The 23,277-nt window shown below is 69.6% G+C and carries 23 protein-coding genes and 1 tRNA gene; 11 read left to right on the forward strand and 13 right to left on the reverse strand.

The features are described from left to right. Positions 1-63 precede the first annotated feature (63 nt). The 8 genes from UA75_RS03260 to UA75_RS03285 form a co-directional block, all read right to left on the reverse strand. Positions 64-2,892, reverse strand: coding sequence for a tetratricopeptide repeat protein (locus UA75_RS03260; RefSeq protein ID WP_075738759.1), 2,829 nt, complete (start codon positions 2,890-2,892; stop codon positions 64-66). Positions 2,893-2,931: 39 nt separating this feature from the next. Further along, positions 2,932-3,096, reverse strand: a complete 165-nt coding sequence (locus tag UA75_RS32480; RefSeq protein ID WP_157433968.1) for a hypothetical protein — start codon at positions 3,094-3,096, stop codon at positions 2,932-2,934. A 738-nt stretch (positions 3,097-3,834) separates the two neighbouring features. Then, entirely contained in the window at positions 3,835-4,266 is a 432-nt protein-coding gene (locus UA75_RS03265) for a GNAT family N-acetyltransferase (protein WP_198042907.1), read from the reverse strand. Between the two features lie 160 nt (positions 4,267-4,426). Next, on the reverse strand, positions 4,427-4,591 hold the full coding sequence (locus UA75_RS32485) for a hypothetical protein (protein WP_157433969.1): 165 nt from the start codon (positions 4,589-4,591) through the stop codon (positions 4,427-4,429). After that, on the reverse strand, positions 4,588-5,016 hold the full coding sequence (locus UA75_RS03270) for a hypothetical protein (RefSeq protein WP_075738761.1): 429 nt from the start codon (positions 5,014-5,016) through the stop codon (positions 4,588-4,590). Before UA75_RS03270 ends, UA75_RS32485 begins: the two co-directional genes overlap by 4 nt. 353 nt (positions 5,017-5,369) lie before the next feature. Then, on the reverse strand, positions 5,370-5,810 hold the full coding sequence (locus UA75_RS03275) for a nitroreductase family deazaflavin-dependent oxidoreductase (protein WP_075738763.1): 441 nt from the start codon (positions 5,808-5,810) through the stop codon (positions 5,370-5,372). A gap of 401 nt (positions 5,811-6,211) precedes the next feature. Beyond that, positions 6,212-6,287, reverse strand: a tRNA-Arg gene (locus tag UA75_RS03280). A 278-nt stretch (positions 6,288-6,565) separates the two neighbouring features. Beyond that, positions 6,566-8,092: a sensor domain-containing diguanylate cyclase gene (locus UA75_RS03285; RefSeq protein WP_232237610.1), complete on the reverse strand. Its 1,527-nt coding sequence runs from the start codon at positions 8,090-8,092 to the stop codon at positions 6,566-6,568. Positions 8,093-8,633: 541 nt separating this feature from the next. On the opposite strand from UA75_RS03285, the gene UA75_RS03290 reads away from it, so the two are divergent. From UA75_RS03290 to UA75_RS03320, 7 genes are all read left to right on the forward strand, one after another. Then, positions 8,634-8,966, forward strand: a complete 333-nt coding sequence (locus UA75_RS03290; RefSeq protein WP_075738765.1) for an EthD family reductase — start codon at positions 8,634-8,636, stop codon at positions 8,964-8,966. Between the two features lie 179 nt (positions 8,967-9,145). Next, positions 9,146-9,754 carry a trimeric intracellular cation channel family protein gene (locus tag UA75_RS03295; protein ID WP_075743353.1) on the forward strand — a complete coding sequence of 203 codons (609 nt, stop codon included), beginning with the start codon at positions 9,146-9,148 and terminating at the stop codon, positions 9,752-9,754. A gap of 140 nt (positions 9,755-9,894) precedes the next feature. Next, positions 9,895-10,593 carry a response regulator transcription factor gene (locus UA75_RS03300; protein ID WP_075738767.1) on the forward strand — a complete coding sequence of 233 codons (699 nt, stop codon included), beginning with the start codon at positions 9,895-9,897 and terminating at the stop codon, positions 10,591-10,593. Next, complete coding sequence (locus UA75_RS03305; protein ID WP_083682885.1) at positions 10,590-12,005, forward strand: sensor histidine kinase; 1,416 nt, start codon at positions 10,590-10,592, stop codon at positions 12,003-12,005. Before UA75_RS03300 ends, UA75_RS03305 begins: the two co-directional genes overlap by 4 nt. A 67-nt stretch (positions 12,006-12,072) precedes the next feature. Further along, a complete protein-coding gene (gene galT, locus UA75_RS03310; protein ID WP_075738769.1) occupies positions 12,073-13,170 on the forward strand; it encodes a galactose-1-phosphate uridylyltransferase in 1,098 nt (365 codons plus the stop codon). Positions 13,171-13,431: 261 nt separating this feature from the next. After that, the gene (locus tag UA75_RS03315) at positions 13,432-15,204 is read left to right on the forward strand and encodes a S1C family serine protease (protein ID WP_083682886.1); all 1,773 of its coding nucleotides are present in this window, start codon (positions 13,432-13,434) and stop codon (positions 15,202-15,204) included. A 157-nt stretch (positions 15,205-15,361) separates the two neighbouring features. Beyond that, positions 15,362-15,862 carry a molybdenum cofactor biosynthesis protein B gene (locus UA75_RS03320; protein ID WP_075743355.1) on the forward strand — a complete coding sequence of 167 codons (501 nt, stop codon included), beginning with the start codon at positions 15,362-15,364 and terminating at the stop codon, positions 15,860-15,862. Between the two features lie 228 nt (positions 15,863-16,090). On the opposite strand, the gene UA75_RS03325 is transcribed toward UA75_RS03320, so the two are convergent. Beyond that, positions 16,091-16,315: an antitoxin gene (locus tag UA75_RS03325; protein ID WP_075738771.1), complete on the reverse strand. Its 225-nt coding sequence runs from the start codon at positions 16,313-16,315 to the stop codon at positions 16,091-16,093. 491 nt (positions 16,316-16,806) lie between these two features. Here UA75_RS03325 and UA75_RS03330 point away from each other — a divergent pair, with 491 nt between their 5' ends. Continuing rightward, positions 16,807-16,995 (forward strand): hypothetical protein, encoded by a 189-nt coding sequence (locus UA75_RS03330; protein ID WP_075738773.1) that lies wholly within the window; start codon positions 16,807-16,809, stop codon positions 16,993-16,995. 16 nt (positions 16,996-17,011) lie between these two features. Here UA75_RS03330 and mscL read toward each other — a convergent pair whose 3' ends face one another. The 4 genes from mscL to UA75_RS03350 form a co-directional block, all read right to left on the reverse strand. Next, entirely contained in the window at positions 17,012-17,437 is a 426-nt protein-coding gene (gene mscL, locus UA75_RS03335) for a large-conductance mechanosensitive channel protein MscL (RefSeq protein ID WP_075738775.1), read from the reverse strand. Positions 17,438-17,566: 129 nt separating this feature from the next. Continuing rightward, positions 17,567-18,226: an SAF domain-containing protein gene (locus UA75_RS03340; protein WP_075738777.1), complete on the reverse strand. Its 660-nt coding sequence runs from the start codon at positions 18,224-18,226 to the stop codon at positions 17,567-17,569. Positions 18,227-18,834: 608 nt separating this feature from the next. Continuing rightward, positions 18,835-19,221 carry an FmdB family zinc ribbon protein gene (locus UA75_RS03345; protein ID WP_075738779.1) on the reverse strand — a complete coding sequence of 129 codons (387 nt, stop codon included), beginning with the start codon at positions 19,219-19,221 and terminating at the stop codon, positions 18,835-18,837. 74 nt (positions 19,222-19,295) lie between these two features. Beyond that, positions 19,296-19,958 (reverse strand): 5-formyltetrahydrofolate cyclo-ligase, encoded by a 663-nt coding sequence (locus tag UA75_RS03350; protein WP_075738781.1) that lies wholly within the window; start codon positions 19,956-19,958, stop codon positions 19,296-19,298. Positions 19,959-20,196: 238 nt separating this feature from the next. On the opposite strand from UA75_RS03350, the gene UA75_RS03360 reads away from it, so the two are divergent. From UA75_RS03360 to UA75_RS03370, 3 genes are all read left to right on the forward strand, one after another. Next, positions 20,197-21,093: a UTP--glucose-1-phosphate uridylyltransferase gene (locus UA75_RS03360; RefSeq protein WP_075738785.1), complete on the forward strand. Its 897-nt coding sequence runs from the start codon at positions 20,197-20,199 to the stop codon at positions 21,091-21,093. A gap of 72 nt (positions 21,094-21,165) precedes the next feature. After that, a complete protein-coding gene (glp, locus tag UA75_RS03365; protein WP_075738787.1) occupies positions 21,166-22,389 on the forward strand; it encodes a gephyrin-like molybdotransferase Glp in 1,224 nt (407 codons plus the stop codon). Between the two features lie 220 nt (positions 22,390-22,609). Continuing rightward, positions 22,610-23,251 carry a GNAT family N-acetyltransferase gene (locus UA75_RS03370; RefSeq protein WP_075738789.1) on the forward strand — a complete coding sequence of 214 codons (642 nt, stop codon included), beginning with the start codon at positions 22,610-22,612 and terminating at the stop codon, positions 23,249-23,251. Positions 23,252-23,277: the final 26 nt, after the last annotated feature.

Consider the following 23,277-nt stretch of genomic DNA (forward strand, 5'->3'; position numbering starts at 1 on the left):
TCAGGGTGCCTAGCCACTCTCTTTGGGCGCGGCGGGCTGCCCTCGCCGCAGGTGCGGACGGGCTCAGCCGGGCAGGTCGTGATCGCCCGCGTCGATCAGCATCCTGCGCAGCGTCAGCGTGCGCTGCTGGTCGTCGCATTCGACATAGACCTGCAGGGCCGACCGCCATGCGGACCGTGCCTCCGCCCGCAGATTCGCCGCGTCCAATGCGAACCCGAGATGCTGGAGCGCCATGCCCTGACCTCGGCGGTCCTCGGTCTGCTGGAACAGCTCGGCGGCCTGTCGGTGCGCGGGGGCGGCCTCGGTGAACTGCTCGGCCTCCTGGAGCGCGAGCCCCAGGTTGTTCCAGGCGATGCCCTCGCCGTGCCGATCGTCGGTCTCGCGGAACAGCGTGGTCGCGCGCTGATGTGCCTCGATGACGTCCTCGGATCGGAGCAGCCGCATGATGCTCAGGCCGAGATTGCTCAGCGTGCGGCCGGTTCGCGAACCGCCCGCCGCCGCCTCGTCCGCGTGGTCGACCCGAGGCCCCGACCTGTCTGCCGCCCGATCGGACGAGCCGCTACGGCCGCCCTCGGCCCCGGACATGCCGTCCTGTTCCTGGTGGCGCAGCTGCCGAAGGGCGACTCCGAGGTTGTTCTGCGCGACGGCCTGTCCGTGTCGGTCCCCGAGTCGTCGATAGAGGTCCACGGCGGCCTGGTGGGCGCTGACCGCCTCGGGGAGCTGTCCGATCTCCTGGAGGGCGATGCCGAGGTTGCTCAGGGCGATGCCCTCGGCGTGCCGATCGCCGGTCTCCCGACAGATCACCAGGTCCAGGCGATGTGCGGCCACCGCCTCCTCGATCCGGGAGAGCCTGCGCAGACAGAGACCGAGATTGCTCAGGGCGAGGCTCTCGGCAGGGCGGTCGCCCACCTGTCGATAGAGGCTTGCCGCGGCGCGATGTGTCTCGACGGCGTCCTCGAACCGCTGGGACTCCTGGAGGGCGATGCCGAGGTTGTTCAGTGCCGCCGCCTGTCCACCGGGATCGTCCAGTTCCCGGTAGAGGTCGACGGCCGTCTGGTGGGCGGTCATGGCCTCGTGCAGGTGTCCCGTCTCCTGCAAGGCGATGCCGAGGTTGCTCAGTGCCACTCCCTCGGCGTCGCGATCCCCGGTCTCCCGACAGATCGCGAGGTCCTGGCGATGTGCGTCGACCGCCTCGGGGAAGCGTCGAATCTCCTGGAGCGCGATGCCGAGGTTGTTCAACGCGGTGCCCTCGGCGTGCCGGTCGCCGATGCGGCGACAGATGGCGAGATCCTGTTGATGCGCAGCCACGGCCTCCTCGAAGCGCCTCGCCTCCTGGAGGCCGGTGCCCAGGTTGTTCAGCGCAGTACCTTCGGCCCGGCGGTCCCCGAGGCGGCGGGCGGCGCGGACGGCGGTTTGGTGGGCGGTGATCATGTCGTCGAAGTGCCGCTGGCGGTGCAGGTACCGGGCCAGCCGTAACGGCAGATGCAGGGCGACCTCGGGATGCGACGGGAGCGCCAGGACCACGGCCGCGAGGAGGTTGCCCCGCTCCTCGTCGAGCCAGCGGCGCGCGGCCTCATGAGTCGGGAATCGGGGCGTGGTCGCGGGCGCGCCGTCGAAGTGCGCGGCGGCGGCGTCCGCGGACGTGAGGTAGTGCTGGAGCATTCGCGTGATCGCGAGCGCCCGTTGGCGTTCGTCCCCGGTTCCGCCCTCGTGATCCCGGAGCTTCTCGGCGGAGTGGAGGCGGATCAGGTCGTGGACTCGCCACCGCCTGCTGCTGGTGCGCTCCAGCAGATGTGCGCCGACCAGGGCGCGGAGTGCGGTGTGCGTCTGCTGGCGAGGCCGGTCCGCGAGCGCGACGGCGGTGTCCAGTGCGAAGTCGGGTCCGGGATTCAGTGCCACGAGGCTCAGAAGGCGGGCCTGGTCGGCGGGCAGCCGATCCCAGGAGAGGTCGAACGCGGTGCGGACGGCGCGGATTCCGTCGGTGAGGACGTCCAGTCGAGTGGCGCCGTCACGGAGCTCGTCGACCATGTCCGCCAGGGTGAGGTCTCGCTCGGCGACCAGGATGCCCGCGACGATGCCGAGGGCGAGCGGCAGCATGTCGCAGAGCCTGATCAGCTCCCGCATCGCTGCGGGCTGGGCATGGGCCCTGGGATCGGCGGACCAGGCCTTGACCATCGTCGCGGACACGAGCGCGACGGCGGTCTGCTCGTCGAGCAGACCCAGCCGCAGGTTCTGGTCGGCGACCACGGCGTTCAGCGGCTCGCGAGTCGTGATCAGGACCCGATGCAGTCGCTCCGCCGGGAGCAGCGCCTCGATCTGCTCCTGGTCCGCGACGTTGTCCAGGATCAGCAGCAGCGCCCTGTTGCGGGTGGCCAGTCTGCCGAGTTGGCGGTGGTACTGGGCGAACTGGCCCGCCGGAGTCGGGTCGAGGGTGGCCACGCCGATGGCGCGGAGCAGCGGACCGACGAGGTGGTGGGCCAGGACGCGACGCGACGCATAGGAGTCGTAGCCGTGCAGGTCCGCGAGCAGCGCACCCGCCGGGAACCACTGCTCGTCCACCGCGATCCTGGCGACATGACGAACGAGCGCGGTCTTGCCGATCCCGCCCATCCCGGCCACCGCGGAGACAACGGTGGTGGTGACCTGTCGTTCCTGGTCGGGACTCAACGACGAACGCAGGAGCTCGACCTCGGCTTCTCGCCCCACGAAGAGGTCCGGCCTGCCCTCTGACAGGCCGCGTAACTGATGCACCACGGCGATCGGCGGAGACTCGACGGAGGTCTCGCCGATCACGATGTCCCGCTGTGCCTGGTAGACGCGGGATGCGTCATGACCTTCTGCGGAGTACGTCCCGCCGTGATCCGGGTGATCCGGCGGGCGGTTCGATGTCACGGGGGGCCCTTCACCGGGTCCGATGCTCGTACGGCCGGCTCAATCGTCGGTGACGGTCAGGTCACCGACGACTTGAGGGACCGAGCACCCGAGACGGAGTTCGGGGGCGGACTCGCGGATCAGGTTGCCGACTCGGCGACCCGACTCGGCACGGATTCCCGATGCCAGCGTGCTTCCGGCGGCGGCAGGCGTGGTGGCGTTCATTCCAGGACCTCCGGGCGTCGTGACGGATTCGGCAAATCTCGGTGTGTCTAATGCGTGGGTCGCCGGGTTGTCGGAGAAGACGGTTGTGCGGCAGGCGAGGTGGGGGGAAAGCCGCAGGTTCGGTTGATCGGACAACAGATCAGGGGTGTGCGCGGCTAACGTGTTCAGTGCGGAAGCTTTCAGTGCAGCCACCTCCGGTCCTGAGGCGCCTCGCCTGCTTACCCTGATGGAGTAACCGTCGGGCGGGCTTGTCAATATTCGAACGATCCGGCAACGTAGATTGTTCCAAGTTCGTGGCCGCTTAACCAGAAGCAGTCGTCCGTTCGCTGACACGATCTCGTATCGGTATCGGTCCTGTCGTCGCGCGAAGGATCGCCGACGGCCGCATCGTCGCAGGTCGATGCAAGTTGATGAACGATCTACGACCTAGGTGCGGATATCGCGGTGGCCGTGGAGCGAGTGTGCAGGAAGTCGTGATCCACGATCGGGTGAACTCGTGAGATCGCCACCGCGATGATCGTGTTCATCGTCCTTCAGCGGCCCGGACAAGGCCCGACGGCCGAAGCCCGCGACGTCCTAGAAGGGGATCACGGCGGCACGCGGCTGGCGCTGAATCGCCTGATTGGGCGCTGACCGGCAGTCGGTCGGCCGCACGTCGGACTAGCGAACCGGTCGGCCCGACCATCCGAGGAGAGTTGATCCGACGTGTTCGCGACCTGCGTCGTTCCGGTGGAGAAGTCAGCGGCGATGAATGGGCTTGACGAACACCGCCAATTCCTGTTCCTCCGGTGAAATCAGTTCGAACGTTCGATAGAAGGCGCGTGACTTCCGGCCGTCCTCGGTCGATCCTCGATCAGTGGTGAGGAGGAAGGATCGACAGTGCGGGTAGCGCTCATCGAGATGTTGGAGAAGGGCTCGACCGATGCCCGGCCGCTGGGCGGCGGGTCGCACGAGGAGGTCCTGGACGTAGCAGACGGTCTCGTCGTCCGAGACCGTCCTGGCCAGTCCGAGCAGCTCACCCGACTCGTCCCGAGCGGTGATGACGAGAGGAGAGCCGGTCAGGCTCCGGACGAGCTTCGCGAGGTCTCGGGTATAGGCAGACCAGCCGACGGAGTCGTACAACTCCCCGACCTCAGCGGGGTCGAACGACGTCCTCAGGGAGATGATCACCTGCGCCGGCTCCTCGATCAGCCTGCTGGACGAGGCGACCCTCGCCGCGTGTGGATCGCCCTCACGAGGTGATCACCGCCTTCGTCCGGCGACGGCGACCTGGGCCGGGCGAGTCGATCCTTGGTGGGACGCGGGGCGCGAGGGCCTGCCGAGGCGAGGCTCACCAGTAGGCGATCCGCAGCGTAGACGCCCACGATCCCGGTGCGCTGCCCAACCTGCCGTGCTGTCGCCTGCTGATCGAGACGCCGGTGTCCGGCTGGCGCGACAGCCCGCCGTGGCGGCAGGCGGGCGGCGACCCGCACACCGGGACAAATTCCAGGATCACTGCTCGTTGATGGTCATGTCGCCCGCAGACTGATACACCCGGCTGTGATCATGGGAGGTGGCGGTCATCGTGACCTGGCCGATCCGTTGTCGGCGGCCTGTCGGAACCAACGGCTGCAGACGCTCGTCGAGGAGCAGGCGCAGTTCCGCCTCGACCGTCGGGTCGTCCCTGATCAACCTGGCGAGCTTGCGCTTCCACTCGACCGCCAGCTCTGCCATCGTCGCGGCGCCGTCCGAGTCGTTCTGGGGGGCCGCGAGGATCTCGTCTCGGACCTCCACCAGTTCGGCTTCGATGGTCTGCACGTCGGAAGGGCGGAACCGCCGCCACCAGTTGGTGACCTCGTCTACTGCCTGGCGCCACGAGTCGGCGGCCACCGCGTCGACGATGGCGGTGCCCGCAGCGGCGGCGACCGTGACCTGATTCATGTCGTGTCCCCTTCGCCGTGCGGCCGTCCATATCGCGGCGCCTGCCGACTGCGCGGCGGCGGCCTCCCCTGTCGATGTTACGGAGGTGAATCGAGGCAGGGAGCGCGCGAGATCACGCCATCCGGGTGAGAAGTACTCGATTGACAGGCCTGCGGAGCGGGCTCGACCGTTATCGCGGGCGGGGCGATGCCCGGTGAACGACGCCCCGAGGCGCGCGATCAGCTCCTCCCATCGGCAGGCACCGGATCGCTCTCGGCGATCGTGGGCACCCGATCGCAGGCCTGCGGCATCCCGGCAGGCTAGACCTGCCGGGGCGAGACGTGGCGGGGCGAGACCTTGGCGGAGGGAAGAGTTCAGTCCTCCGCAGGAGTCAGCACGAAGACGGGGATCTCTCGCGTGGTCTTCTGCTGGTACTCCGCATAGGGCGGGAACGCATCGACAGCGCGCTTCCACCACACGGCCTTCTCGTCGCCGGTGACCTCCCTGGCGATGTAGTCCTTCTTGACGGTCAGGTCCTGCAACTCCGCCCTCGGCTCCGAGCGGAGGTTGTAGTACCAGACCGGATGCTTCGGCGAGCCGCCGAGTGACGCGACCACCGCGTAGGAGCCTTCGTGCTCGACACGCATCAGCGCGTTCTTGCGGAGCCTGCCCGACCTGGCCCCGAGCGTCGTGAGCACGATGACGGGCAGTCCCTGGAGCGTGGTGCCTTCGGTTCCGCCAGACGATTCATAAAGCTCCACCTGTTCGCGAGTCCGTTCCGACGTGCTGGGTGCATACTCACCGGTCAATGGCATGTCACTGCCAACTCGTGCTCCGCGGCTCCTATTCCGCCCTCACCCGATCGGGGACAGGTGCGACGGGCCGACGGATTCGGACCGGCTTTGTCGTCATATGCGTGTGCCGGGTTACTCCGAACGCGCGGGTGACCGCGTGAGTGCATAAGTCGAAATATTGATCGGCACGGCGTCGGTGATCTCCGCGCTCGGCACCAGACGCGGTGGCCAGAACGCCGCTGGGAGTGGCGGCCTTGCGCTATCGGGTTGTCGTGCCGTCTTCCGGTGTCGTACTCGTCGGCGTCGCGGCGATCGTGCGCCAGATCCGCTCGGAACGGATGTCTCCGCGCTCGGACCAGACCAAAACGATCCCGAGACGACGAACGGCGGAGCATCTGAAGACGCTCCGCCGCTGGTCAGCGTGGTGGCCCCGGCTGGAATCGAACCAGCGACACCCGCTTTAGGAGAGCGGTGCTCTATCCCCTGAGCTACGAGGCCGTGTCGTGCGGTGGTCGTGGCGGGTTCCGAACCCCCGTCACGTCCCTCATCATCCTAGCGGCCCGCAGTCGAGGCGAGGAACCCGGTTGCCGACACCGACCCACGGTCGGGTCTCGATGCGGCGGTACTGCCGTGGTTCGGCGGAGCGCGACGTAGTCCCGCCCCCTCCTCGGCGGTGAGCATGGTGTGGCGGGCCCGCCGAGGGGACGTCGTGGACCAGATGATCGGCTCGCTGCAGGCCGCACCGAGGCATGAGCGGGCGGGAACGGCGGCGCGAGTCAGCGCGTGGTGAGGGTGCTCGCGGCCCTGGTGTTCAGCTCGTCGCCTGTGGAGGGCTGGACCTCCACGCGATTGCGGCCCTGCCGCTTGGCGCGGTAGAGCGCATTGTCCGCTGCGGTGAAGAGCTGATCGAGTTGTGCGGGTCCGGCCGCGACGCCGATGCTGACCGTGGGCGGCCTGGTCGTCTTGCCGAGCACGAGGCGCCAGTCGTGGCCGTGGACGGCGGCCCGGATGCGTTCGGCGACGGTGGGGCCCGCCTCGGTCCGCTCGTCGCTCACATCGACGAGCAGGATGACGAACTCGTCGCCTGCCCAGCGCGCGACCAGGTCGTCGGCGCGGCACTCCCGACGCAGGAGTTGCGCGATCTCGCGGAGGGCGGCGTCGCCTGCCGCATGACCCGCGTCGTCGTTGACGTCCTTGAACCAGTCGACGTCGACGAGCACCAGCCAGGGCACCCGTCCTCGGGAGGCCGTGCGCTTGATCAGGTGTGGTGCGGTGCGCTCCAGCCCGAGCCGGTTCACCAGCCCGGTCAGCGGGTCGCGCGCCGCAGCCTCCTGCGCAGCGACGGCGACCCGTTGGGCCTGGACCGCCAGCCTGCGCTGCTCCAACGCCTGTCCTAACGCCTCCTGGAGCGTGTCGAGGATCTTGCCGCCCGCTGCCATGCCCCGCCGGAGTGCCTCGGCCTCGCCGACGTGGTCGCCGAGATCGGCGCAGATGTCGGCCAGGTCCTGGGTGACGCGGCGCAGCATGATCGTGTCGCCGACTCGGTCGGCCTCGGCGACCGCACGGCTGGCCAGGGTTCGTGCTGCGGGCAGCGCACCCTGGGTGCGGCGAACACCGGAGAGGACCCAGTTGGCGACGGCCAGGCCCCATCGGTCTTCCGCGATCTCGTTGAGGTGCAGGGCCCGCTGCGCCAATTCCTCCGCTTCGGCCAGCTCGCCGAGTCCGGCCAGCGACCTGCTGTACGCCGCTAGCAGCGCTCGGTGCAGGAAGCCGTTTCCGACCAGGGACAAGGCCTCGTCGAGCATGCCTCGAGCCTCGGCGAAGATCCGTTTCGCGTCGTCGGCAGGTGCCTCGGCGGCGCGCATGTTCAAGGTGCCGCCGAGCCGTTGCATGCAGTGCGCCAGGGTCTCGGCGTGGCCTGCGCGGCGGGCCAGTTCGACCGAGACCCGCATCATGTCCAGTGCGGCACGGCGGTGCCCGATGCTCTCCACGAGATAGCCGAGCATTCCGATGGTCTGGGCGGCGGCAGTGCCCTCCGGGCGCTCTGCGTCCAACTCCACCCAGGCCTCGGCCGCGAGTTCGAGCGCCAGTGGGATCCGGCTGAGTCGGAAGGCGACCACGGCCCGATGCACCAGCACGGTGGCGCGTCGCCAGCGATCATCCTCGCCTGGTGGCATTCCGGAGACGACCTCGTCGAAGAGGGCGTTCGCCTCCAGTACGCGTCCGGACTCCAGCAGCAGTCGCACCTCGCGGTCCTGCTGCGGAAGGTGTTCCGCCAGGGGCGAATCGTTGCGATCAACCACGGACTTGACATCTCCTGCCAGCCTGCCTGATCGGCATGGGCCATGCTTGCTGCGGTTTGGGACAGGCTACCCGGATGGGCGACCCGCCGTATGCGGTGCCGTCCTTTTCGACTGCCATGCCCGTCTTGCGGTTCCAACCAGCCTGTGCTTTGTGTCGTAATGGCGAAGTTTCTTCGCGTCGACTCGGTGCCCGAGGGCACTACCAGCGCAGTTCAGGTCTCCGGTGTGTCGATGTTCGGCCGTCCAGGGGCAGTCTCGGCAGCGGATCGGGTACTGGCGAGCGGCTGGGGCGCCGCTGTTCCGCCCGCTTTTGCAATGGAGAGCAGTTGCTCAGCGCCATCTAGGTATACCGCTGATAGGGTGAATCACTAGACCGAAGGTGTAGGTTTGAACTCGCTTTGCTTACGCCACGCTGTAGGAAACTTTCAGGTTGATCAATTCGAGTTGAGAGTGCATCCCGAGATCGGGGGAGTTCGCACGGCGCCGGTCCGCCTGTGGCGACTGTTACATTCGCTCGCCAAGCCGACCGTGGAGTGGCCTCATGATCAAGTACATCGCGCTGTACCGGAGACCGACCGACGGCGGTTTCGATGATCGCTACTTCGCCGAGCACCTTCCGCTGGTGGCCAGGACTCCCGGCCTGCTGCGGACCGAGGTCGCGAGGATCGACCGGGTGCACCTGGCAGGGTTCCTCGGCGACGTCGAGCCCTACCTGATCGCCGAGATGTTCTTCGCCTCCGTCGAGGAGATGCGGGCCGCCTTACGGTCGCCGGAATGGCGTCGCGCAGGCGAGAACCTCGCCGAGATCGGTGGCATCGAGCTTGTGACGATGTTCTCCGCCGAGGTCCTCACCGAGCCTGCTCGCGAATCCTGACCCGTCGCGCCGTCGACCGGCTTCCGCGCACGGCTCCCTGATCAACCGCCGCCGGCGGCGGTCGCGGTCCGGCGCCCGGTGTGGTCGAGGACGTGGCCGCAGGTCGGGCGGCACGGCCGAGAATCGGCAGCAGCGGGCTGTTCTGCCGCACCGCGCGCCGATCCGTACGCTCCGATTCCGTGCTTCTCGTGTTGGAGTTCCTCGGCGTCGCGGCCTTCGCCGTGTCGGGGGCCTTGGCGGCGGTGCGAGCCAGACTCGACCTGTTCGGCGTCGTGGTGCTGGGCATGGTGACGGCACTCGGCGGCGGTGTCATCCGAGACCTGATGCTGGACGTGCATCCGCCCACGACGCTCCAGGACTGGCGCTACCTGCTCGTCTCCGGCGCCGCCGGGCTGCTGGCATTCCAGTTCCACCCGCAGCTCGCCCGGCTGCGACGCGCGGTACTGCTGGCCGATGCGGTCGGACTCGGACTGTTCGTCACCTCGGGCACGGCGACCGCGCTCGCACTGGGCGCTCCGGTCTACACCTCCTGCCTGATCGGCCTCATCACCGGGATCGGCGGCGGAATCCTGCGTGATCTGCTGCTTCGCGAGGTTCCGCTGGTGCTGCGCCGGGAGATCTACGCGGTGGCCGCACTGGTCGGCACCGTCGTCGTGGGGGCGGGTGAGATGCTCGGCCTGCCTGCCGGGCCGGTCGTCCTGATCGGCTCGACGCTGGTGGTCGGGCTTCGGGTCCTCGCGCTCTGGCGACGGTGGAACGCCCCGTTGCCGAAGGACCCCACGCACTGACGGTGTCTGCACCACCGACCGTGCCTGACCTCGCAGGTCTGCTGTCGGACCGTGCCCGTCGTTGATCCGCCCGCAGCGGTCGACACGGATCGTCGGCGCGTTCTCAGGTCGCTCTCAGGGCGAGAGGTGACACTGGCGACATGCGCATCCTCGTGGTCGACGACGACCGTGCCGTACGCGAGTCGCTGCGACGGTCTCTGCAGTTCAACGGTTATCAGGTCGAGCTTGCCGCTGACGGCCGACAGGCCTTGGACGCCGTGACCGGGGAGCGACCCGACGCGATGGTCCTCGACGTGATGATGCCGCGTCTCGACGGCCTCGAAGTCTGCCGACGACTCCGAGGGACCGGCGACGACCTGCCGATCCTGGTGCTGACGGCCCGCGACGCGGTGTCGGATCGCGTGGCGGGTCTCGACGCGGGGGCCGACGACTACCTGCCCAAGCCCTTCGCCTTGGAGGAACTGCTGGCTCGGCTGCGGGCCCTGCTGCGCCGGGCCACGCCGGACCCCGACGACGGACAGGGCGACCTGCCGCCGCCGTTGTGCTTCGCGGATCTGTCGCTCGACGTCAGCACGCGAGAGGTGCGGCGGGGCGAGCGATCGATCAGTCTGACCCGGACCGAGTTCTCCCTCCTCGAACTGCTGCTGGCCCACCCGAGACAGGTGCTGACTCGCAGCCGCATCCTGGAAGAGGTGTGGGGATACGACTTTCCGACCTCGGGGAACGCGCTGGAGGTCTACATCGGGTACCTGCGGCGCAAGACCGAGGGAGCGGGGGAGTCCCGGCTGATCCATACGGTTCGCGGCGTCGGCTATGTGCTCCGGGAGACGGCTCCGTGACGGTCGGATTCGCCGACGAGGAGCACAACCGATCGCCCAGCAGACTGGAGAGCTGGCGACAGCGAGTCGCGCTGCGGACCAGGGTCACCCTGCTCGCCGCGATCTGTGTCGGCGGCGCGGTGGCGCTGACCTCGCTCGGCGCCTACGTGACGGTGTACAACAGCCTCTACGACCAGCTCGACGCGAGCCTGTTCGAGCGGGCTACCCAGGCGGTGGAGGGTCCTCGCGTCGCGAACGCCCGGCTCGAGTCCGCACCCGCCGCGTTGTTCGCCGCCGCGGATGTGCGGATCGCCCAGGTCTACGAGAGTGGCGACGTCGTCTTCGGCGGGGACAAGGAGCCGCCGGTCGGGCCGAACGAGCTGGCGGTCGCCCAGGGCAAGCTGTCGCACTCGCTGCGTACCGACGTCGCCTCCGACTGCCGAGTGATCACGCTGCCCATCCAGCCGGGTGCGAGCCTGGTGGTGGCGCAGCCCTTGGACGACATCAAGGCCACTCTCAGCAGGTTGACTCTCGTGCTCGCGGTGGCGGGCGGGCTCGGGGTCGGTGTCGCCGCGGCTGCGGGCACGGCGGTGGCCAGGACCGCGCTGCGTCCCGTAAGCAGGCTGACCGCCGCGACCGAGCGGATCGCCCGCACCGGCGACCTGCGGCCGATCACCGTCTCCGGGGACGACGAACTCGCCCGGTTGACGACCAGCTTCAACTCGATGCTCGGCGTGCTCACCGAGTCGCAGGAACGGCAGCGCAGGCTGGTGGCCGATGCAGGCCACGAATTGCGGACTCCGCTGACGTCCCTGCGCACCAACATCGAGCTCCTGCTGGCCTCGAACCGTCCGAACGCGCCGGAACTCGCCGAGCAGGATCGCGAGGAGATCTACGACGACGTGCGTGCCCAGATCAACGAGCTGTCGACCCTGGTGGGCGACCTGGTCGAGCTGGCGAGGGAGGACGCCCCGCAGATCGTGCACGAACCGGTCGACCTGGTCGAGGTGATCGAACGGGCGGTCGACCGGGCGCGGCGCCGTGCGCCGGACATCGAGTTCGAGGTCTCGCTGACCCCCTGGCTGCTGCTCGGGGACGCGAACGCGCTGGAACGGGCGGTGCTGAACCTGCTGGACAACGCGGCGAAATGGAGTCCGACGGACGGGGTGGTGCGGGTGACGCTCGCCGAGGAGATGGTCGGCGGGGTCGCGCTGGCCGTCGCCGACGAGGGGCCGGGCATCGCGGAGGCCGACCTGCCGCACGTGTTCGAGAGGTTCTATCGTTCCTCCGAGGCCCGGACTCTGCCCGGTTCCGGCCTCGGGCTGGCGATCGTCAAGCAGGCCGCCGAGCGACACGGCGGCAGCGCATCGGTGGGGACGGCGCCGCATGGTGGTGCCCTCTTCACGCTTCGGCTGCCCGGCCGCGCCGGTTGACCGGGCAGGATGACAGCCTCCTACGATCCGTCCAGGGGTCAGCAAGTGCTTTCACGGAGGTGACCAGGTGCGCCGGACCAGTGCCCGCATGGCGGACGGTCGGGAGATCATCTACTTCGACGAGGATGACGCCGCACCGACGCGGACCGCCGTCGACGCGCGTGAGCTGCCCGCGCGAGATCCGCGCCCCGAAATGAGGTGCGACCCGTTCACCGGCGAGTGGGTGGGGATCGCCGCCCATCGCCAGTCCAGGACGTACAAGCCGCCCGCAGACGCCTGCCCGTTGTGCCCGAGCGCGCCCGGCAGGCCCGCCTCGGAGATCCCCGAGTCCGACTACGACGTCGTCGTGTTCGAGAACCGGTTCCCGTCGTTCGCCCAAGACCTGCCGGAGACGTCGTCGGTGGTGCTCCAACGTGACGGCGAGCCGCTGGTCACCTCGTTCCCTGCCACCGGCCGCTGCGAGGTGGTGTGTTTCACCTCCGACCACACGACCTCCTTCGGGCAGCTCCCGGCCAGTCGCGTGCGGACCGTCGTCGACGCCTGGGCGGATCGGACCGCCGCCTTGAGCGAGATGCCCGGCGTCGAACAGGTCTACTGCTTCGAGAACCGCGGCGAGGAGATCGGCGTCACGCTGCATCATCCGCACGGCCAGATCTACGGATACCCCTTCGTCACGCCCAGGACGGCGCGCCACCTGGAGATGGCCGGGCCCTATCTCATCGAGCACGGCAGACATCTGGTCGGCGACATCCTGGCCGCCGAACGGGCCGCCGGGACTCGGGTGATCCACTCCGGCGAGCACTGGACCGCCTTCGTCCCGCCTGCGGCCCGGTGGCCGGTGGAGGTCCAGCTCATCCCGCATCGGCCGGTGCCGGACCTGCCCGCACTCTCCGCCGACGAACGCGACGAGTTCGCCGAGGTCTATCTCGACGTCCTGGGCAGGCTGGATCGGCTCTACGACCGGCCGCTGCCCTACATCGCGGGCTGGCATCAGGCACCCGTGCGCACCGATCGGGAGTTCTCCTGGTTGCGAATGGAGCTGTTCTCGATTCTTCGGGGCCCGGACCGGCTGAAGTATCTGGCAGGCTCCGAATCCGGCATGGGCGTCTGGATCGGGGACGCGACGCCGGAACAGACGGCACAGCGACTGCGCGACTTGGGCTGAGCGTAGTCGGCGTGGTCGGCGTGGTCGGCGGACGGAACGGCGTTCGACGGCCACGTCGATTCGACGCCACGACGACGTCCGGCCGTGGTCTGGGGCGACCGATCGATTGTCGCCGCAGGTGACGACGGCGTTCATTCACCTTCGTACGGGTGACGCCCGATCAGGGCAGTGCGGCGGCTGGTTTTTCACGAGCGTGCGAACAGTGGGAAAACCAAAGGATGATCTCAGGCCGTTCTCAGCCTTTCGGTGCACAGTGGGCTCATGAGCGAGCACACCTCGAATGGTCCGGGCAGCGAGCCGGAGCCGACCGCCGGGGGCCAGGACCATCTCGGGTCGAATGCCGCCGGTGCCGACACCCCCGCGCACGGAGTCCCGATTCATCGTGAGCCCGGCGTCAGCGCGGACACCGGTCCCGAGGCAGGCGCCCCGCAGGGGCAGGCGGCCTCCGCAGCCGAGGAGCGCGACGGCGGGAGCAGTCCCGCAGGCACCCCCGCGAGCGGCACCTCGACGGGCTCGTCCCCGCTTGATCAGCAGGCTCAGCCTGGCGGCGTCCGCGACCACGGCGGACCGCCTCAGCCTGGTCAGTCCTCGGCGTACGGCGCGGTAGCCGCCGCCGCGTCACACCAGAACCAGCCGAGCCCCGAGCGCGGCGGTGCGGGCGGCTTCGGGAGCACGGGCGGCCTCGGCAGCACCGGCGGCTTCGGTAGTACCGGTGGCGGCCTCGGGAACACCGGCGGGCTCGGTGCGCCGCCGTTCGGTGCCCAGGTCTCCGGCGGCACTGCCGGCCCGCAGCAGCCGGGCGGCCCGGATCAGCCTTCGGCGCCCGGCGGCGGTCAGCCCCCCGGCGCAGGCGGACCGGCCGGCGTTCCCGGCGGGTACCCCGGTTACGGCCAGCACTATTCACACTCCTATCGCGATCAGCCCGCCGGGCGGCGGCCGAAGGGACGAGGCAGCGTCGTTGCAGGGGTCGTCGCGCTGTCATTGCTGGTCGGCGGGGTCGCGGGCGGCGTCGGCGGCCTCGTCGGATACCAGCTCGCCGACGGCGGCACCTCGGTCAACTCCCTCGACCAGGAGCCGCCGCCCGCCAGGAACGCCTCCGACGCCCCGGAGGGCTCGGTTCAGGAGGTGGCGGACAAGGTGCTGCCCAGCGTCGTCCAGCTCCAGGTCCAGAGCCAGCAGGGCGCCAGCGAGGGTTCCGGGATCATCCTCAGCGACGACGGCTTGATCATGACTAACAACCACGTCATCGCCCCTGCTGCGGGCGGCGGCGAGATCGTGATCGCCTTTGAGGACGGCACCACCGCGCCTGCCCAGATCGAAGGACGCGATCCGACCTCGGACCTCGCCGTCGTGCGTGCTGAGGGAGTCTCCGGCCTGACCCCGGCGGAACTCGGCCGCTCCGACGATCTGGCGGTCGGGGAGCAGGCGGTGGCGATCGGATCGCCCTTCGGTCTGGTGGGCACCGTCACCTCGGGCATCATCTCCGCGCTCGACCGGCCGGTGGCCGCAGGCGGCGAGTCGCCGTCCGACGTGGCGACGGTCCTCGACGCCGTGCAGACCGATGCGGCCATCAACCCGGGCAACTCCGGCGGACCGCTGGTCGACATGCAGGGCCGGGTCATCGGCGTCAACTCGGTGATCTACAGCCCCCGGGGAGAGGGACAGCAGCAGGCGGGCTCGGTGGGCCTCGGCTTCGCCATCCCCATCGACCAGGCACGGCGCATCGCCGAGGAGATCATCGACACCGGACAGGCGACGCAGGCGGTCCTCGGCGTGACGGTCACCGATCCCCGGCAGGGCTCGGGAGCCGAGATCGCCGAGGTGTCGCCGGACGGTGCCGCGGCCGAGAGCGGACTCTCGGCGGGCGAGATCATCACCAGGGTCGACGATCGACTCATTCAGGGCCGCGACGCACTCGTGGCGGCCGTGCGCTCCCAGGACCCGGGCCAACAGGTGACACTCACCGTGCTCGACTCCGGGGGCGGAGAACGCAGCGTGGACGTCACATTGGGCAGCCAGACGGTTGGTGAGTGAGCGAATGAAGACAAGTGATGTGGGAACCGGCGACACTGCCTCGACGGGCATGACGGTGACGGTCAGCGGCCAGTCGTTAGTCGCCGCGGGTGACATTAACGGCGGCCTTGCGCAGATGTCCGATCTGCTGTCGAACGTGCCCACTACGGTGATCGGTATGGAACGCAGCGCGCAGCGTCTCGGCCGTGCCCTCGTCGTGGTCGTGGACGACCGGGTCACCCAGGGGGAGTACGAGGACGTCACCGGCCCGTTGGTCACCGAGCTTCTGGAGGAGACCGGCTTCATCGTCGACGGCAGTGTCGTCGTACCTGGTGAGCTGGTGGACATCCGCAACGCGCTGAACACGGCGGTGATCGGCGGGGTCGACCTGGTGATCACGGTCGGCGGCACGGGAGTGTCTCCGCGAGACGTCACGCCCGATGCGACGGCTGGCGTACTCGACCGGCCGGTCCCGGGGATCGCGGAGGCGCTGCGTGCCTCCGGCCTGGCGGCAGGCGCGGTCGACGCAGGCATCTCCCGCGGCCTCGTCGGTGTCTCGGGCAGCACGCTCGTGGTCAACATCGCGGGCTCGCGATCCGCCGTACGCGACGGAATGGCCACGCTCAGCCCGCTGGTGACCCATGTCATCGAGGAGCTGTCCAGTCTGGAGACGCCCTGATCAGTCGAGTCGGTTCACACCGGGCTCCGGCCCCGCCGCAGTGGTGGGTACGGAGCCCGGAGTGCGTCCGGGGCCGGTTCGTTGCGTTCTCCTGCTGTGGGGCACGGCTTCGGCAGACGGCCGCCCGCCGAGGCGATGTGACACCACTCACGGATCCCGCCGGAGAGTCGGCGGCTTCGAAGGTCGGCGGCCCAGGGCCGGTGTCGTCGGCGTCGCCGAGGTGACCTCTCAGTCGTCCTTCTTCGTGCTGCCGTCCGGGTCGAGCACCTTCTCGACCTTCTCGCTGACGGACTCGATCTTCTCGGTGTACTTGCCGCCGGTGACGTCGTCGGCCTTGTCCGCCACCACGCTCACACCCTTGGCCGCGGCGTCGCCTGCCTTCTCCGCGACGCTGCCCGCCTTCTCCCGAGCCTGTGCAGCGAGTTCCTTGGCCTTGTCCAGGAAGTTGCTCATGGCGCCTCTCTCTCGTCTCCGGTGTTACCGGGTCTCGGCATCATTATCGATGTCGTGGTCGTTCTCCTCCGCCGGTTGACGAGACCGGCCGGGAACGGCGAAGCGCCTTGCCGGGGACGCCGACTCCGCCAGACTCTCCCGAGCGGGCAGGCCCGGCTGCGGCGGCGGCCCCGACGACGTCAAGGCTGTCCGGTGCTGAGACTCGACCCGGCACGTGCCGCCGCAGACGCAGGTGGCTTGAGCCGCGTCCCACACCGTCAGACGCCCGCCTGACGGCCGTCCCCACGGCGGATTGCCGCCTGTGCGGGCTGCACCGCTCCAGGCAGACGCCTGGCGACTCCGGTATCGCAGGACCGACGTTCCCTTTGCGTGGAACACCAGGCCTGGCTCACGCCCGGCCGGGCAGGCGCACCCTGCAGTCGTGCCCGTCGCCGTCGCCGTCCCCCACCGCCCCACTCGGCCCCCCGCCGCGACCGGGTCATACTTGAGCCATGGAGACTCCGCAGAACGGGAAGGCCGCCCCGACGCCGGACCGCGCGGCCTACTCGGCTCGGCGGATGCAGGAGGTGTTCGGGGACGTCCTGCCCGCCACGACGGCGGACGAGCGGGACGAGCGGGACGGTCGCCCAGGCCACGGCGACGACTGGTACCGGGACAACCGACCGCCCCACCACGGCTGAGCCGAGGCGCTGCTGGTCAGCTCTCCACCCGCTCCGCCTGTTCCTGACGCTGTTGTGCTCGCAGGAGATCCCGGATCTCGGTGAGCAGTTCGACGTCGGTCGGCTCGGCGGGCCCGGGCTCCTCGCCACGCTTGCGCCGCTGCTGAAGCTTGTTCATCGGCAGCACGAAGATGAAGTAGACGACGGCCGCCACGATCAGGAAGTTCAGCGTGGCCGTGAGCACGGCGCCGAAGTCGATGCTCAGGGCCGAGCCGTCCGGGCGGGTGCCGATCCTGATCCCGAGGTTGCCGGTGTCGGCCGGGCCGATGATGTCGACGATCGGCTGGATCAGGTTCGTCGTGAAAGCGGTGACGATCGAGGTGAACGCGGCGCCGATCACGACGGCGACCGCGAGGTCGATCACATTGCCACGCATCAGGAAGTCTTTGAAGCCCTTGAACATCTGGTCGCTCCTCTGGCAGGGACTCGTTCGCTGGGTACGGCGGCCTGTGGTGAGGCGTCGCCGTATCAGTGCCGCCGAGAACGGTAGTCAATCGATCCGGGACGCTTAACTCCGCCCAGCGATGAACAATCAACGCAGTGTGATCGTCAAGTCTTGAAGTACGGAGGCGGCGGCCACGACCGTGGCGACGTCACCGGGTAAGGCGACGATGACCAGCCTGCCGTCATCCCCTGGTTCGCCCGGTGGACGCACCGCGATGACCACGGCGTTCTCCGCCAGCACCGTCCCGGCGCCGAGATCCGGATCGACGCCGACCACGTCCACCCGACGACCGGGATGCAGGAGATCGGCCAGCCCGCCGTCCGCAAGGCGAACGCCCACGGCAGAAGCGGTGTGATCGCCCGCCGCGAGGGTGGTCACCTGCCTGCCCACCAGCCGGACATCGGTGATCGCCTCGCCGCGTCGCGCACCGCCCGCGAGGACCCGGCCGACGATGTCGTCGCTGCCGGTCAGCAGCCCGTCCGGAGCCTGGTCGTCCGGTATCCGGCCCTCGACGACGTCCTCGCCTCGGAGGGCGGTGCCGGGAGCCAGGTCGCGGACTGCGAACAACGCCGGGACGGTGTGCTCGTCGGCCGAGTCCGCCGAGCGGATGGTCAGCGCGGCGGCGAGCAGCACGAGGGCGGCGGCGAGCACCCGTCGAAGAAGCATCATCCGTGCCCATCGAGCACTGGGAACGAGGCGCGACAGCCGATCACGAAGCCCCGGACCCAGCCGTTCCTTCGTCGCCATGACGCCTCCCGTGACTCACCGTTCTGACGTCGGCGACGTTAGGCGGCCTGATCACGCGGAGCGAGCGAGTATGCACGGGCCTGTGGATAACTCGAGCGATGTGGACAACTCCGAGGCGACCGCAGGCGAGAGACCGGCGGATGCGCGGGCTCGCAGCCGGCGGGCGGCCGCCGTCCAGCACCCCAACCGGGTGGACCCTGCGGGCAGACCTCGCTTCTCGATAACCCGACCGAACAGACCGTGCCGAGTCGTTGAACAGGAAGAACGCGTCTCGCCGCCTGCCGCGGCGGGTCGGACTGATGCCACCTGCGCACGGGCATGGCGCCGGTCGCGCTGATGCTCGTCCGTGGCGCAGGAGCAGCCACCGGCAGCGACCGGCGGGCGTCTACCGCCGAGCCGGCCGGCGGCGTGGCGAGGCTCCTCGTCGGCAGGATCAGATCGACGCTGCTTCGGTGGTCGTCAGCTCTGCCGGGCTGTGGCGGGCGGGCAGCACGGTGCTCGGCCCGTCGGGTCGGGCGACCGCGCCGACCCTCGCCTCATGGTCCGAGGGGCGCGGCAGCCTGCCGTGTCAGGTGATGGTGCCGAGATGGAGACGACGGCTGCCCGGCTCAGCTGGACGCGGCAGCCTTGGCGGCGCCGTTCGAGCCCGCCGCGCCGCCTGCGGAGCCGGAACCGCTCGCACCGCCGGACGAGGAACCGGATGAGGAACCGGACGAGGAGCCGCTGCTCTCGCTGCTCTTCGGCGTGGCGGTCTCGGACTTCTTCTCCGAACCGCCGGACTCCGCCTTGACGGTCGAGGTGGAGCCGTCGCCGGTGCCGCTGCGGCTGTCGGTGCGGTAGAAGCCGCTGCCCTTGAAGACGATGCCCACCGAGGAGAAGAGCTTGCGCAGTCGGCCCTGGCACTCCGGACAGTCGGTCAGCGATGACTCGCTGAAGCGCTGCACCGCCTCGAAGCGGTGGTCGCAGGCGGTGCACGCATACTGATAGGTGGGCACAGCGTTTCCTCCGGACATCTGCCGGCACTCGTGGAGTGGGAGTGCCAGATTAATAATGCGCCTTTCCTCGGGGACTATGCAAACCTCGGGCGCCTTCGGCCTGCCGTGGAAAGGCGTCGCAACCCGCCGCCGGGGGTCAGCACCGACGTCATCAGCACGTCGTGCGGCTCGGCGGGCAGCAGCGCGTCGACATGTTCCTCGTCACGAATCACCGCGGCGACCGTCGCCGTCGCTCGCACGCCGGGCAGGGACCGGTCGTAGTAGCCGCCGCCCCGCCCCAGCCGCACACCTGTCTGATCGACTGCCAGGGCGGGCACCAGGAGCAACGAGGCCCAGACGACCGCCGCGGTGCCCAATGGAGAGCCTGCGGGCTCCTGGAGTCCGAACGGCCCCGTCCTGAGTCCGTTCCGCCCGGTGAACTCGGCCCAGTCCAGTGCCCCGGCGCCCGCCACGATCGGCAGCAGCACGCGGACGCCTGCCCGCCGGAGCGAATCCAGACCGTCGATCGAACCCGGCTCGGTGCGTACCGGGAGATAGGCGCAGACCGTCTCCCCCGCCAGGCCGTCGGCGAGTTCACCCAGGACGGCGGCGAGCGCCTCGGCCTCGGCGGCACGCGTCGCCGCCGAGACCGCCCGTCGCGCCGCGACCAGCGTGTCGCGCCACTCGTCCTTGGTACGGGTCGTGGGCGCCACGGCCTGGTCCGTGAACGGATGTCCCGACTCCCGGTTCGCGCTCATGCCTCGACCCTAGAGGCCGCCGGGCGTGTCCAGCCCCGGCTCCACCGCGAACCCCCACGATGTCGACCGTCTCGGCCGTCCCGCCGCGGCGATCAGGGCATTCATGGTGGATGGGGGCAGGACGGCGGAGCACCGGCGGGCCCTTTCGGGTGAGTCGGAGCTGCCGACTCGTCGCTTCCTGTGTATCGGCGATCATGATTCCGTCATCGGCGACCAGGGGTGCCGCTAGGCTCCCTCCATGAGCCCGACGACTGCCTTCCGCACAGCCATCGTGCCCGCCGCAGGCCTGGGAACACGCTTCCTCCCCGCCACGAAGTCGGTGCCGAAGGAACTGCTGCCCGTGGTCGACACGCCCGCCATCGAACTCGTCGCGGCCGAGGCCGCCGAGGCAGGCGCCGAGCGGTTGATCATCGTGACCTCGCCGGAGAAGTCCTCGGTCGCCGGGCACTTCCAGCCCCGCCCTGACCTGGAGAAGACGCTCGCCGATCGGGGCAAGACGGAGCTGTTGGAGAAGGTGCGGCGCGCACCGAGCCTGTTGAAGGCCGAGGTCGCGATTCAGGAGCAGGCGTTGGGCCTCGGCCATGCGGTCGCGTGTGCCCGGCCCAATCTCACCGAGTCGGACGACGCCGTCGCCGTGCTGCTGCCGGACGACCTGGTGCTGCCAACCGGGGCGTTGAGCGCGATGGCGAAGGTGCGGGAGCAGTTCGGCGGCAGCGTGCTGTGCGCCTTCGACATCCCCCGCGAGCAGATCTCGGCATACGGGGTGTTCGACGTCGACCCGACTGACATCGAGGACGTCCTGCGGGTCAAGGGCATGGTCGAGAAGCCTGCGCCGGAGGCCGCGCCGTCGACCTTCGCCGCCGCAGGCCGGTACCTGCTGGACCGGGCCGTCTTCGACGCGCTGGATCGCATCACCCCGGGTGCGGGCGGTGAACTGCAGCTCACGGATGCCGTCGCGCTGCTGATCGAGGAGGGCCATCCGGTGCACGTCGTCGTCCACCGGGGCGGCCGCCACGACCTGGGGAACCCTGGGGGCTTTCTGCGTGCCGCAGTGGACTTCGCCCTAGAGAACCCCGAGTATGGCCCCGAGCTGCGGGAATGGTTGAGTCAGAGGTTGTCCGACGCCGCGCGGTGATCGCGCCGGGGCGGCGGGACTCCTAGACACCGAGGGCAGTGCCCTCGCGCACAACGGTGAGGTCCGATAACGATGAGGTCGGTAGACGAGCAGTTGGCCAGGGTGCTCGCCGCTGCCGTGCGGCCCTCCCCGGTCAGGGTGGCCATCTCGGAGGCACAGGGGCTGCTCTGCGCCGAGGACGTGGTGGCCGAACGCGCTCTGCCCGGGTTCGATCAGGCGGCCGTGGACGGCTACGCCGCGCGCAGCGTGGACGTGCAGCAGGCCGCAGAGGAGCCGATCACCATGCCGGTGGTCGGCGAGATCGTCGCGGGCTCGCGGCAGCCGCGAAGACTTCAACCCGGCCAGCTGGTGCGGGTGAACACCGGCGCTCCGCTGCCGACGCTGGCCGACGCGGTGGTGCCCCTGGACTACACCGACGAGCATCCCGCGAAGGTCACCGTGAACCGTTCGGTGCCCTCGGCCGCGTTCGTGCGGCGCGAGGGCGAGGACGTGCAGACGGGGGACGTCGCGGTGCGTCGAGGCGCGGTGATCGGGGCGGCACAGGTGGGCCTGCTCGCCGCCGTCGGCCGGAACAAGGTCCTGGTGCATCCTCGGCCCCGAGTGTCGATCATCTCGGTGGGGGAGGAACTGGTCGACATCGATCGGCCCCCCGGCGGGGGACAGGTCTACGACGTCAACACCTACGCGCTGGCCGCCGCCGCCAGGGACGCAGGCGCCGAGGTGACCAGGGTGGGCATCGTCAGTGCCGAGACCAGACGACTGCACGAGGTCGTCGAGGGCAGGCTGCTGCTCTCCGAGGTGGTGGTCATCGTCGGCGGCGTCGGCGGCACGGTGGGCAAGGACGTCCGGGCCACCCTCGCGGAACTGGGCGACATCGACATGACCCGCGTCGCCGTCCACCCCGGGTCCACGCAGGGCTTCGGCCGACTCGGTCCCGACCGGGTGCCGACCTTCCTACTGCCCGGCAACCCGGTGAGCGCACTGGTCGTCTTCGAGGTGCTGGTCAGACCGTTGATCCGGGCCGCGCTGGGCAAGAGCAACCCGTACCGCCGCGTGATCAACGCCGAACTGCTGTCGCCGGTCTCCTCGACCAAGGGACGTCGTGGATATCTGCGCGGCCAGCTTCTGCGCGACCGGGGCAGCGAGCAGTATCTGGTGCAACCGGTCGGGGCGGGCGGGTCTCACCTGCTGGCATCGCTGGCGGAGGCGAACTGCCTCATCGTCGTCGACGAAGACGTGACGGAGCTCACCGCAGGCGAAGAGGTCCAGGTCAGTTTCCTGGCTCAGCGGGCCTGATCGCGCCTGAGCGGAAGCAGGTCGTCTCCGTACTCGACCGCCGCTCGCCGGGAGTCTCGGACCTTGCGGGGACTGCTCACCCACGCCCCGACGTCGCCGTGCGGCGGGCTGTGCTGACGTGCCGTCTCGGCTGCCGAGGCGATACCGGCGTTCGGGTGAAAGGGCGGTGTCTCACGACGGTGAGCGGCCCTTACCTGCCCGCGATCGACATACTGGGGCGGTGCAGGGCGACGGACAACCTGGCTGGCCTGCCCGGTTGGGCGGCCTGACGGTCCCGGCGGGGACGGTGACGTTACGGAGTCCCCGATTGTGGGACGGACCGGACTGGAGCCGAATCCGACTCGCGGAACGCGACCATCTCCAGGCCTGGGAACCGTCCTCGCCGGAGGGCTGGGAACAACGCAACGCCCTGTTCTCCTGGCCCGGCCAGTGGGCGGGGATGCGTCGGCTGGCCCGGCACGGAACGGCTCTTCCGTTCGTCATCCTGGTCGACGGGGTCTTCGCCGGGCAGGTCACGGTGGGCAACATCGTTCGAGGAGCGCTCTGCTCTGGATGGATCGGGTACTGGGTGAGCCGACGCCTGACCCGAGGCGGCGTCGCCAGCGCCGCCGTGGCGTTGGCCGTCGACCACTGCTTCGGCGCCGCCGGTCTGCATCGGCTGGAGGCCACCGTGCGTCCGGACAACGAGGCGAGCCTGCGGGTGCTGGAGAAGACCGGCTTCCGACGAGAGGGGCTCTTCCGGCGCTATCTCTACGTCGCCGAGATGTGGCGTGATCACGTGTGTCTGGCCATCACGGCGGAGGACGTCGCCGACGGAGCGGCGACCGCCTTGGTGCGTGCAGGCCGGGCCGACTGGGAGTGATCGTCGACATCGCCAGAGATCGGGTC

Source organism: Actinoalloteichus sp. GBA129-24 (assembly GCF_001941645.1).
Taxonomy (GTDB): Bacteria; Actinomycetota; Actinomycetes; order Mycobacteriales; family Pseudonocardiaceae; genus Actinoalloteichus_A; species Actinoalloteichus_A fjordicus.